Origin of the sequence: Clostridium pasteurianum (assembly GCF_001705235.1) — a bacterium.
In the GTDB taxonomy this organism is placed as follows: Bacteria; Bacillota; Clostridia; order Clostridiales; family Clostridiaceae; genus Clostridium_S; species Clostridium_S pasteurianum_A.
Map to the genome: position 1 here is coordinate 3,824,386 of NZ_MCGV01000001.1, position 11,831 is coordinate 3,836,216.

The following is an 11,831-nucleotide window of genomic DNA, read 5'->3' on the forward strand; positions in this document are numbered from 1 at the left end:
TTTATATGGGTTTTTATAAAAGTACATTCATGAGAATTAAAAGAAATAAATTTGCTGTTATTGGTATAATTATTATTGCTATTATGATTATATTTTGTTTTATAGGGCCACTTTTAACAGGATATTCTGGAGATGATATTAGTTATATTGATATAAAAAGCTCACCATCAATAGAGCATGTTCTTGGAACGGATAAGCTTGGAAGAGATGTTTTTACGAGACTTATGTATGGTGGGAGAGTGTCTTTGATTGTAGGTATATTTTCTGTATTATTTGAAGTTGTAATAGGGACAACCTTTGGCATGATTTCTGGGTATTATGGTGGTATAATAGACTCTATTATAATGCGTTTTAGTGATATAATAATATCCATACCAGTGCTGCCAATATTAATAGTTTTAGGGGCTATATTATCAGACATACATATTTCAAGTAATTCAAGAGTAGTGTTACTTATAATAAATTTAGCCTTGCTTCAGTGGCCAAGTTTAGCGCGTATTGTAAGAGGAGAGGTATTATCTATAAGAAATAGAGAGTTTATGCTTGCAGCAGATGCGCTTGGAATTAGCACTAGGAGAAAAATGGTAGTACATATTCTCCCTAATGTATTACCATCCATAATAGTTTTTTCTACTCTTTGTGTAGGAAGTAATATTATTTTTGAGTCAACGCTCAGTTTTTTGGGACTTGGTATTACGGAACCGACTCCTTCCTGGGGTAACATGATACAGGGAGTAAATGACTTTTACACTTTTAATCATTATCCATGGCTTTGGATACCAGCAGGAATATGTATATTTCTAACAGTTATGTCTATTAATTTAGTTGGGGATGCGTTAAGAGATGAAATGGATGTAAAATAAAATGTGAATTTTGTAGTGGACATTTTTATTTAGGTAATTTAATATAGTTGTTATAATAAAGAAAATGTCTTAAAGGAATGAGGAGTGTTTTTTATTGAAATTTCGTAAGAATAGTTCTGAGACAAATAATAGTGATGAAAAGTTTGAATTTAAAGATAAAGCGGCTTTTATTATTGCTGCATTTGAAGTCTTTATGCCAGTTTTTTTAATACTAGGTATTGGAGTTGCTTTGGTTATTTTGTTTTTACTAAAAGTGTGGTTATAAAATATTTTTAGAATAAAAACCTGTATTATGAGCAAAATAATATATCATATAATAATTTTGTATTATTTTTGGAGGGAATTAATATGGGGAAAACACCACTAAAAAAAGTAATTAAGTCAAAAATAAAAACACATAAAGAGCTTACTAAACTTGAAAAACAAAGGGAAAATTTAAAATATGAAATAGCTGTTGAATTAGGATTGAAGGATAAGGTGGATAAGTATGGCTGGGGGTATTTGACCTCAGAGGAAACGGGAAGAATAGGCGGGATAATGACAAAAACGAAAAAGAATCTTAATCTGCCTAAAAATGAAGAAATATTAAAAAACTCAGAAGAGATTGACCGGAGGGTGCATAAATGAATTGTTATAATGAGTTTGCGCATATTTACGATAAACTTATTGATGTTGATATTGATTATAAAAAGTGGAGTGAATTTATAATAAAAAAATGCATAGAAAATAAGATAGAATTTGAAGATTATCTTGATTTAGCCTGTGGCACTGGAAATCTAACTGAAAATTTATGTTCAAGATTTAAAAGTACCTGGGCAGTAGATCTTTCAGAGGATATGCTCTCTGAAGCGGATAATAAGTTTAGAAACAAAGGACTAAAAGTGAATTTAATATGTCAGGATATATCAAATTTGAGCATTAATAAAAAATTTGATCTTATTACAAGTTGTCTTGATGCTACTAATTATATAATTGATATTAATGATTTAAAAAGATATTTTTCTTGTGTTCAAAAACATTTAAAGCCAAATGGAATTTTTGTTTTTGACATAAATTCATATTATAAGCTTTCAGAGATATTAGGTAATAATGTTTTTAATTATGATGATGATGATGTCTTTTATTACTGGGAAAATACCTTTGAAGATGATATAGTATCTATGTATATAAGCTTTTTTGTGCGCAAAGGTGATGTATATAGAAGATTTAATGAGGAACATGAGGAACGAGCTTACAAGGATCAAATATTGGAAACATGTCTAAAAGAAGGACAACTTAATGTGTTGAATAAAACAGATTGTTATACTGATAAAAATGTAGGTGAAGCTACTGAGAGAATAACATATATAGTTAATATAGGAGGTAAAATTGATGGCAGATAAATTGATCAATGCTACAGCTAAGAATGGAGAAGTTAGAATAATTGCAGCAATAACAACTGAAATGGTAAATGAAGGGGTAAAAATACATAAATGTGCACCAACCTCGGCAGCCGCACTTGGAAGAATGCTTACAGCAGGTGCTATTATGGGTTCTGATCTTAAGTCGGAAAGAGATAGTATTACTCTTAAAATAAATGGTGGTGGAATAGCTAAGGGAGTAACAGTAACCTCATATAGTGATGCTCATGTAAAAGGATATATAGGTAATCCTAATGCTGATTTACCTGTTAATGAGAAGGGAAAATTAGATGTGAGTGGAATTATTGGTAAGAAGGGTAATCTTCTTGTCATAAAGGATATGGGATTAAAAGAACCTTATGTAGGGCAAGTGCCAATATATACAGGTGAAATAGGAGATGATATTGCTTATTATTATGTTACTTCAGAGCAAATACCATCAGCAGTTGGAGTTGGAGTACTTGTTGATAAAGATATGTCAATAAAGGCAGCAGGAGGATTTATAATACAAATGATGCCTGGAGCTGATGATCTGGCAGCAGATTTAATAACATACAGACTTCAAGAAATACCTTCCATAACTGAATTTATAGCTAAAGGAATGTCTATAGAGGATATATTAGAATTTATATTTGAAGGTATGGATTTAAAAATATTGGATGGAAGTAAGGTACCTAAATACAGATGTGATTGTTCAAGGGAAAGAGTTGAGAGAGCACTTATAAGTATAGGTATGAAAGATTTAAAAGAAATATATGATGATGGTAAAGAAGAGGAAATAGTATGTAATTTCTGTAACAGAAAATATAAGTTTACGAACGACCAAATTGGAGAGCTTATAAAAAAATTGGAAAATAACAAATAAAACGTTGACATATAGCTTATTTTGTTGTATAATTTTCCTTGTCTTAGTTAAGATATATGGTGTGGGCGCTTAGCTCAGCTGGGAGAGCATCTGCCTTACAAGCAGAGGGTCACAGGTTCGAGCCCTGTAGTGCCCACCATTCTATATTTATAACTACACAGTGGCTTGGTAGCTCAGCTGGTTAGAGTGCTGGCCTGTCACGCCAGAGGTCGAGGGTTCGATCCCCTTCCAAGTCGCCATTGTGGCCAGATAGCTCAGTCGGTAGAGCAGAGGACTGAAAATCCTCGTGTCCCTGGTTCGATTCCTGGTCTGGCCACCATGTTTATGTATGAATGCGGGAGTGGCTCAGTGGTAGAGCGTCACCTTGCCAAGGTGAACGTCGCGAGTTCGAATCTCGTCTTCCGCTCCATATGGCGCTATAGCCAAGTGGTAAGGCAGAGGTCTGCAAAACCTTTACCCCCAGTTCAAATCTGGGTGGCGCCTCCATAACAGTAAGAAGGTAGTCTGACTGCTGATTTTTCAGTAGCTGGACTGCTTTTTTTATTTTAGGTAAGTTAATATGCAATAAGTTCAATAATAATCAGTGGGTTAATTTTATTGCTTGCAACTATTAGTTTTATAGAAGCATAATTAAAATATTAAATATGTAAAGTTTTCTCATAAAACTTTACATATTTAACGCAACAATTAAGAAAACAAATAATTTATAAAAACACTTTAAATTTTATCATTTCTGCATATTAAAAATAAGTAATTTCACAAATGTACAATGATAGTGTGCTATATGTCTTGTGACATATGTTTTAGTTTTAAATATTAATTATGAACAATTTTGGTGATTATTTTTTAACAGCCAAACAATAATTTACATTATCAAAAGCTGTCATTTGATGGCTTGGATTTGCTTTGTTATATTTTCTGAAGAGTTGCTCTGTTATTTCGTTTGGTGCCAAATGTTCATAAATCAAGAAATTACTTTCGTCTAATAATGTTTCTAATTCCATATAAGAATATCTTCCAAGCATTTTTTCATTTGCACCACCAGCCATTGCAGTTAGTTTTTTAGCTCGCTTTCCTGCTTTGTCTGTATAAGCATTCTCATCGTTATAATCAAAAACAATGCTACTGCCTTTTGGCATAAAGTCTGAAATTGTATTAATTGTTTCTGCGAATACATGTTTGGACAAATAGTAACTTATTCCGAGAAGGCTACAAAAGCTAATTTTATTTTTATCAAATTCTGTACGGGTAAGCAAATTATTTTTCCAGTTTGTTTCTCTAAAATCCGCAGACACATAATGTAGATTTACTGGTTTTTCTGATACTAATGATTTAATACGTTTTTGCTTGTCTTCAGCAGTAGAGGGGTGGTCAATTTCAAAAACTTCAATTTTTGATGCAAAGGAAGGCTGACGGTAAGCAAATGTGTCATATCCAGCAGCAAAAATTAAATATTGCTTTGCACCAATTTTTACAGCGTTTTCAAGTGATTTTTCTGTAAATGCAGCTCTACCAAGTGGAGTTGGAGATAAATAATTGTCAACAATATAACGCAAAGCTTCTTTTTGTGTACCTACAAAAGAGGGATTGAAAAAAGATATTCCCTTTGCCATATTACGTGATATTTGGTTGTATTCATCTTCTGTCAACATTTCCATTGCTAAATAATCATCAAATATTTTTTCCGAATTTTGTACTGAATGATATGCCCTTGAAAAGACACTTACGAGTGCTGTCATACTTTTTGGTTTCATAAAATTATCACCTCTAATAAAATATACAATACATATTGGGACACTACAATACTTGACTTTTTTGCTATTTTGTGTTATTATGTATAATATAGATAATTAAAAATTTACAAAAACGTCACATTTGTTGTGACATTTTTTTGCATAATAAGACAATAGAGTATATTTAAGATATAAAAAAATTTGTGTAATTAGGCGCAGATATTTTTGATTATTTCATTTCTTCACAATATCAAATCTTTGTATCGAGTTTTATTGGAATACTAGCTATATTATTTTTGATTATGTTTTGAATTTCCTGCATAATCGAATAGGGGAGAACTTAACTCGAATTCAAAAGTTTCACGATTGACTAATCCAACAATCTCATTACTATCGTATAATTTAAGAAGGAAGTTGGCCATTTGTTTACTAGTGTGATAAGTACCAAAAGACTTATCGTAATCATAGTTATCTATGTTATTGGATACATTTCCAAAGTTAGTCTTTGTGGCAGCAGGTGCTAATACTTTTGCTTGTAATTTAGCATTGCAGGCCTGTAATTCTCTTGCTAAGCCTTCAGTGAATGTACTTACAAAAAATTTGCTTGAACAATAAGTAATAGCGTTTGGTACAATAATATATCCGCCACAGGATGAAATATTTATGAGCTTAGAGCCTTCAATGTTTTGATAATCATGTACAAATAGTGAAGATAAAACGACTAAAGCCTCTATGTTTAGTTGAAGCATAGTTTCTATCTTTTTTAAATTTTGATTAGCAACATTGGAGTAGTTACCAAAACCCGCATTATTTATCAATGTTTCAATGCGATATTGCTTTAATTCTTCATATAATTGATGAACATTAGCCATAATAGATAAATCTACATTTTTAACTATAACATCTAATGATGGATTATCATATAAAATTTCCATTTTTAACTTTTTAAGATTCTCTTTATTACGGGCAACAATAACTAAATTTTTACCACGTTTTGCAAATGCCTTTGCAGTTTCATATCCTATACCAGAACTTGCTCCTGTAATAACTGTGTATTTAACTTTTTCTTTCATTTGAAACACTCCCTTTTTGATGTTATATTGGAATTATATAACCTACAGTTAACTATAGGTCAAGTATTAATTTAATGTTAAAAGGGGAAATACAAAATGAAATATTCAATTGGTGAGTTTTCAAGGCTTGTTAATATAAGTATATACGCACTGCGCTACTATGAGAGTGAGAATTTGATTACTCCAGATCGTGAAAAAAACGGTAGGCGCTGCTATAGTGAAAAGGATGTAAGCTGGATACAATTTATAAAACGATTAAAGGATACGGGAATGCCTATAAAGGAAATTCAGAAATATGCTAAATTGCGTGCTGCTGGAGACTTTACCATGAATGAACGCATGGAAATGCTTATAAATCATAGAACTGCTCTTGAAGAAAAAATAGCCCAATATAATGAGCATCTTAAAAAATTGAATGATAAAATTGATTATTATAAGGTATCAATAGATAAATGTTTACAGGACTAATTTAAGCATTTTAATTGTATAAAAAAACTGCTTCAACTTTATGAAGCAGTTTTTTTATAATTAATTTATTGATGTAGGAAGTATGCTAAAGCATCTATTCCAGGAGCATCTACTAAACTTCTTACATGTACATCATTTGATTGATTATCAGCAACATAAGCTGAAGTGTGATCATCAGGGTTTACCCAATCTAAAAACATAAAAGTATGAGTTGGATATGTTAATCCATCATTAACAGTAAAACATACACTTCCAGGAGTTAATAAGCTTACATCAGTTTGCTTATTCCATCCCTTACCAAGTAGGTAATTTGTGTAGTCTCCTGTATTACACATCGAATAAGGAACCCAAAATCCTACTGCTCTAAGAGCTGTGCTTGAAAAATATACACAGTTATTTTGATTAATTCCGTTGTGAAGCTTTATAGCAGTTTGATTTGTAGCTTGTATGTTAGAAGAATAACGTAAGTACTCAGAAGCTTTAAAATTTACTGTATTTAGCATAGAAGATGAAGGTTGACTAGTATCACTAGTTGAACTTCCGTCATCAGCATATACTATTATTCTTATTCCTTGTATTCTAAGACCTAATCCAGTAGTACCAGCCATTTGACCATTACTTACCCAATTTTGCCAACCTTGTCCTTCAACATCAACTTGATATTTTATGGAATATCCAGGTGCATTGAGAAGTTGTAATTTTAAAGCTTCAAGCCTTAAGCCTTGACCAGTAGTACCAGCATAATTATTGCCATCTAAAGTAACAGGATTCATCCAACCAATATTTTGAACTTGAGCCTGACACTGTACGCTTGCACCAGATGGTGGATTAATTAATTGTACTTTTAATGCCTGTAAATCAAAAGGCTTAGCATTTGAACCAGTTATTGTACCATCTGTAACTGGGTCTTTCCATCCTATATTACCAAAATGTGCAGAATATTGAACATGAATGTCTTTTACTATTCTAATTTTTAAAGCTTCTAGTCTTAAGCCTTGACCAACAGTACCAGCGATATCGCCATCGTTTACCCAATTCATCCAGCCAACATTTTGAACTTGAGCTTGATACTGTATTTTGTATCCAGACAGACCTTTAAGATAGATTTTAACTGATTCTACATTCAAGTCTTGTCCATCTGAACCTGATTCAGTACCAGCAGATACTATTGGCTGCCAACCAATATTTTGAACTTGAGTTTGATATTCAACTGAAGCTCCAGCTGGCGCATTCATAAGTTGAACTTTAATGCCGTGTATAGCCAAGCCTTGTCCTACCGTTCCAGCTATTTGTCCATCACTAACTGAATTTTGCAATCCTGTACCTTTTACATCAGCTTGATAAGATACAGAAATTCCATCATTTTGGTTATTAGTAACAGTAACGTTACAAGAAGCGGTTTTACCACCATCAACCGTAGTTGCAGTTATATTGGCAGTTCCAGCACTTACAGCAGTTACTTTTCCTGTGCTATCGACTGTAGCAACGGAAGCATTAGAAGATGTCCATGTTACAGATTTTTCACTTGCATTTTCAGGCGATATAGTTGCTGCTAAAGTATCTGTGTCACCTACTTTTAAAGCATCTGTAGGCTTTAAACTAATACTATCAACTTTTGTTGGAGTATTAACAGTAACAGCACAAGAAGCAGTTTTATTGCCATCTGCTGTGGTAGCAGTTATATTGGCAGTACCAGCACTTATGGCAGTTACTTTACCAGTGTTATCTACTGTAGCAATGGAAGTATTAGAAGACGTCCATGTTACAGATTGATTAGCTGCATAAGTAGGTTGTATATTTGCTTTTAGAGTATCTGTTTGACCAGCGAATAAAGTACAAGTGTTTTTATCTAAAGTTATGGAGTCAACACTTGATTTTACAAGTCTGATTTGTATAGCTTCTATTCTTAAGCCTTGACCGACAGTTCCAGCAATGTTGGAATTATCAATACTTGAACCACCTGTTACCCAATCTTGCCAGCCAATATTTTGAACATGCGCTCTGTATTGAATTAAATAACCTGGCATGTTTGAAATAGAGGCTTTAAAAGCTTCTACTCTTAAGCCTTGACCGACAGTTCCAGCTAATTCTCCATTGCTTACAGGTTGCTGCCAGCCAATATTTTGAACATGAGCGCTATATGTTATGGCAGCATTAGCAGGTGCATTTACAAGATTTACTTTTAGTGATTCTAGTCTTAAGCCTTGTCCAAGAGTACCTACTTTTATATCATAATTATCCATATTAGTATCTAGATAATCAGTAACCGGACTTTGCCAACCAATATTTTGTATTTGACCTTGATATGTAACACCAGGAACTGTTGAATCGGCAAAAACAGTTGATTTAATACCTAATGAAATGGCTAAAAAACCAATGATTAAGGCTATGTTGAAAAATTTGTTAAAATACTTTTTCGTTTTAAATCCCCCCTTATGGTAATTATGCATGTTAAAATAAAGCAAATATAAACACTAAAAATGCTAATATAATATATTCAACAAAATAGCTTAAAAACCTTTATTTTTTTATAATTTTTGCAACAATAGAAAATAGAACTCCTAAATAGCTGTAGGAGTTCTATTACCTATTACTGAAATATAAATTTAAGCATTATGGAAAGTATTACATATTAATATTGGCATTCTTATTTCCAAAGCCATATATTTCTTTCTTTTGGAATATGAATATTGCTGTAAGAACTGGTAGTATAAGCTGTATAAGTATACCAGCAGAAAAACCTTGTGATACTATAGTAACAATTAAATTTGCCAAAATTGATAAGAAATATATATACACACCTAAAACTTTTCTTGAAAGAATTAATATAATACCTATTATCAATAGTAATGTAAGAACTAATCCAATGATTAAATTAGTTGTAGAGAATGCTTTTGTAATTGCGGAAGTATCTGTACCGGAATTATTTAAAATTTCAATTATTTTATCTTTAGAAACATACACAAATATAGTACCTATTAACATTAGAATATAAATTATTAATTGTATTACAGATAAAGCTATTATTCCGCCTCCGAGTTTAGGCTTGTTTTCATTTTCCATAAAATTACCTCCTATATTATAGTTACATAAGTATTATAACAAATATAATAATTCTTGACAATAGCTTTTCCAATTACTTGATTTTAATTGAAAAAAAATCCTTAAAGCTAAAAAGATAAATTAGTATGCAAGTATTGGACAAATTACATTTAATTTAATAGAGTAAATATCTCAAAATGACGCAAACTTATAGTGTAAATTCAATACAAGTTAAAATTATTGAGGAGGGAATTAATTATGGCAAGAAGAAACAATCAAACATTAGTACCAGAAGCAAGGGAAGCATTAGATAAGTTTAAGATGGAAGCAGCAAGAGAAGTAGGAGTAAACTTAAAGCAAGGATACAATGGAGATCTTACTTCTAGAGAAAATGGTTCTGTAGGCGGACAGATGGTTAAAAGAATGATACAAGAATATGAAAGCAGCCTTAAATAATAAAGCCTAGAAGTTAGTTTAGAGACTGTCTCAAATGATATAAAAATCGTTTGGGGCAGTTTTATTTATTTAAAGAAGTTTGCTACATCAAGTTGTCAAGTTATAATGGAATGTTTTAAATATGGAAGGTGGATTATTGTTTAAGAGTCTATACAAATAATACTTCCTCTATCGATAAGTTTATCATTACTAAGATATAGAGGAGTTATGTTGTATTTATGTAAAAACTTCAAAACTTCATTTCCATATTTATATTTTTTTAAATTGCCATAAAAGGCTAAAGTATTAGGGTCTATCAGTCCGCAGGTTCCTCCTATGAATCCATAATCGAATCCAGGAAGAAGAATATCACCAGGCGGAAGAAGCAATGCGTCTATGCTATGCTTTTTTGCTGATTTAGATATGCCGATATCGTTTGTAATTATAGCGGAATCATTTACTACAGCAGTTGAGCATTTTGAATAACCCTGCTTAACATTTAGAATAATTTTATTAGAGATATTTTTATATAATATTGGATCTGTAAATTTAATATTGTGTATAAAAAAATTCTTTAGAGTAACTCCATTTAGTAGTATATCGTAGGGATATTTTTGGCTTAGTGTATTCTCAGACATTGTTATTTTAATATTTGATTTTTTTAAATCAGAAATAAATGTCTCAGGAATATTTTTGTATACCACTAGATTTTTTCGATCTATTTTACAGAGCACTTCATCTGGGTGAGACGAAATAGCTTTACCGATATCATTGCAAGGCGGAACTAAAATTATATTTAATCCTAATTTTTTAAGATTATTTTTTTCTGTTTGACTTATTCTATTATCAACAATAACACTTTTCAAAATAAACACCTCTCAGTTGCTTTTAGTATAACATATAGTGAAAGGCATAAGAATTGAGTTTGTCGATATATTTCGAAAATTAAATGAATATAGTTCTTTTTTAGATACATACTAATATGAGATTGAATTTTTTATTTTAGGTTATTATGAATATGATTTTGCATTACATTTAACTGGAAGGGATTGGTATATATGCTGATTAAGACTATAGTGGCAATGGATAAAGTTAATTATTTAATAAGTAGCATACAAGAAATAGAATCTTTATTTAAAAAAGAAAATATAAATATGGGAATATGTGAAAGTGTTGAGGATAAAAACCATTTTATAAAAGTTATTTGTGATGATAGTGTTTATAATAATGATATTAAAAAGAAATTTAATAGATATTTTTCAAAAGTAATTTATGATATTTTGGCAATGGAATTTTGTGTGTCAAATTTAAATTGTATGTTAGAGGATTCATATTTTTTCTTAAATTCTGATGAGATGAATGAAATAAGAGAATTATGCATTAATGCTATTTTAAAAGATAATGACATAAATGATGAAGAAATATTTTATTTAAATAAGAAAAATTTTATTTTAAAAGAGATAAATGAATGTTTGAGTGAGTATGATCAAGTAAATATAAATGGTTTTTTGATTTTTAGGATGAAAAGTATAGAAACCAATTTAAAAGGTATAATTGATAAAGTTATAGAAAGATATATGATTGAAAAGGAATATGATGAATTTATCAAATTACTTAAATATTTTGTTGATATGCAGGAAAGCAAAATTGAAATTATAAATATTTATGTGTTAAAGGACGGAAAATATAAAATTACTGACAAAAATGAGGTGGATGTGACGGAAAAAGTTATGTCTGAACTTTCTGGATCTAAATTTAAAAATGATATAAACGCTGATGATATGCTTATAAGTGGTCTCATAACAGCATGTCCTGAAAAGATAATTATTCATGATGATGATAATTTTATAAATAAGGAGATTTTAAACACTATACAGAACGTTTTTGAGAGAAAAGTGGTATTTTGTAATAGTGTCAGTGTTAGTAGAAAGTAGCTTGAGCTTATTATTTGT

13 protein-coding genes and 5 tRNA genes are annotated in these 11,831 nt (G+C 30.9%); 13 read left to right on the forward strand and 5 right to left on the reverse strand.

The features are described from left to right. The first annotated feature begins 5 nt into the window (after positions 1-5). From opp4C to BEE63_RS17120, 10 genes are all read left to right on the forward strand, one after another. The gene (gene opp4C / locus BEE63_RS17080; protein ID WP_066022530.1) at positions 6-863 is read left to right on the forward strand and encodes an oligopeptide ABC transporter permease; all 858 of its coding nucleotides are present in this window, start codon (positions 6-8) and stop codon (positions 861-863) included. Between the two features lie 94 nt (positions 864-957). Beyond that, positions 958-1,128 (forward strand): hypothetical protein, encoded by a 171-nt coding sequence (locus tag BEE63_RS21780; RefSeq protein ID WP_175400861.1) that lies wholly within the window; start codon positions 958-960, stop codon positions 1,126-1,128. A gap of 83 nt (positions 1,129-1,211) precedes the next feature. After that, positions 1,212-1,490 carry a small, acid-soluble spore protein, alpha/beta type gene (locus BEE63_RS17085; RefSeq protein WP_066022531.1) on the forward strand — a complete coding sequence of 93 codons (279 nt, stop codon included), beginning with the start codon at positions 1,212-1,214 and terminating at the stop codon, positions 1,488-1,490. After that, the gene (locus tag BEE63_RS17090; RefSeq protein WP_066022532.1) at positions 1,487-2,245 is read left to right on the forward strand and encodes a class I SAM-dependent DNA methyltransferase; all 759 of its coding nucleotides are present in this window, start codon (positions 1,487-1,489) and stop codon (positions 2,243-2,245) included. Before BEE63_RS17085 ends, BEE63_RS17090 begins: the two co-directional genes overlap by 4 nt. Then, a complete protein-coding gene (gene hslO / locus BEE63_RS17095) occupies positions 2,235-3,128 on the forward strand; it encodes an Hsp33 family molecular chaperone HslO (protein ID WP_066022533.1) in 894 nt (297 codons plus the stop codon). The genes BEE63_RS17090 and hslO overlap by 11 nt, the downstream gene beginning before the upstream one ends. A 63-nt stretch (positions 3,129-3,191) precedes the next feature. Beyond that, positions 3,192-3,267 (forward strand) — tRNA-Val (locus BEE63_RS17100). Between the two features lie 23 nt (positions 3,268-3,290). Beyond that, positions 3,291-3,367 (forward strand) — tRNA-Asp (locus BEE63_RS17105). Between the two features lie 4 nt (positions 3,368-3,371). Beyond that, a tRNA-Phe gene (locus BEE63_RS17110) sits at positions 3,372-3,447 on the forward strand. Positions 3,448-3,462: 15 nt separating this feature from the next. Further along, a tRNA-Gly gene (locus tag BEE63_RS17115) sits at positions 3,463-3,537 on the forward strand. 3 nt (positions 3,538-3,540) lie between these two features. Beyond that, positions 3,541-3,614: transfer RNA gene (locus tag BEE63_RS17120), tRNA-Cys, on the forward strand. 353 nt (positions 3,615-3,967) lie between these two features. Here the strand turns inward: BEE63_RS17120 and BEE63_RS17125 are convergent. Further along, positions 3,968-4,882 (reverse strand): class I SAM-dependent methyltransferase, encoded by a 915-nt coding sequence (locus tag BEE63_RS17125; RefSeq protein WP_066022534.1) that lies wholly within the window; start codon positions 4,880-4,882, stop codon positions 3,968-3,970. A gap of 269 nt (positions 4,883-5,151) precedes the next feature. Then, complete coding sequence (locus BEE63_RS17130) at positions 5,152-5,934, reverse strand: SDR family NAD(P)-dependent oxidoreductase (protein WP_066022535.1); 783 nt, start codon at positions 5,932-5,934, stop codon at positions 5,152-5,154. Positions 5,935-6,030: 96 nt separating this feature from the next. Here BEE63_RS17130 and BEE63_RS17135 point away from each other — a divergent pair, with 96 nt between their 5' ends. Further along, positions 6,031-6,402, forward strand: coding sequence for a MerR family transcriptional regulator (locus BEE63_RS17135; protein WP_066022536.1), 372 nt, complete (start codon positions 6,031-6,033; stop codon positions 6,400-6,402). Between the two features lie 65 nt (positions 6,403-6,467). Here BEE63_RS17135 and BEE63_RS17140 read toward each other — a convergent pair whose 3' ends face one another. Together BEE63_RS17140 and BEE63_RS17145 are read right to left on the reverse strand one after the other, a co-directional pair. Next, positions 6,468-8,852, reverse strand: a complete 2,385-nt coding sequence (locus tag BEE63_RS17140) for an Ig-like domain-containing protein (RefSeq protein WP_242874833.1) — start codon at positions 8,850-8,852, stop codon at positions 6,468-6,470. Between the two features lie 175 nt (positions 8,853-9,027). Beyond that, a complete protein-coding gene (locus tag BEE63_RS17145; protein WP_066022537.1) occupies positions 9,028-9,465 on the reverse strand; it encodes a hypothetical protein in 438 nt (145 codons plus the stop codon). A gap of 237 nt (positions 9,466-9,702) precedes the next feature. Between BEE63_RS17145 and BEE63_RS17150 the strand changes: the two genes are divergently transcribed. Beyond that, a complete protein-coding gene (locus BEE63_RS17150) occupies positions 9,703-9,900 on the forward strand; it encodes an alpha/beta-type small acid-soluble spore protein (protein WP_066022538.1) in 198 nt (65 codons plus the stop codon). A gap of 140 nt (positions 9,901-10,040) precedes the next feature. Here BEE63_RS17150 and BEE63_RS17155 read toward each other — a convergent pair whose 3' ends face one another. Next, positions 10,041-10,745 carry a DUF6873 family GME fold protein gene (locus BEE63_RS17155; RefSeq protein ID WP_066022539.1) on the reverse strand — a complete coding sequence of 235 codons (705 nt, stop codon included), beginning with the start codon at positions 10,743-10,745 and terminating at the stop codon, positions 10,041-10,043. A 192-nt stretch (positions 10,746-10,937) separates the two neighbouring features. On the opposite strand from BEE63_RS17155, the gene ytxC reads away from it, so the two are divergent. Continuing rightward, on the forward strand, positions 10,938-11,813 hold the full coding sequence (gene ytxC, locus BEE63_RS17160; RefSeq protein WP_066022540.1) for a putative sporulation protein YtxC: 876 nt from the start codon (positions 10,938-10,940) through the stop codon (positions 11,811-11,813). Positions 11,814-11,831: the final 18 nt, after the last annotated feature.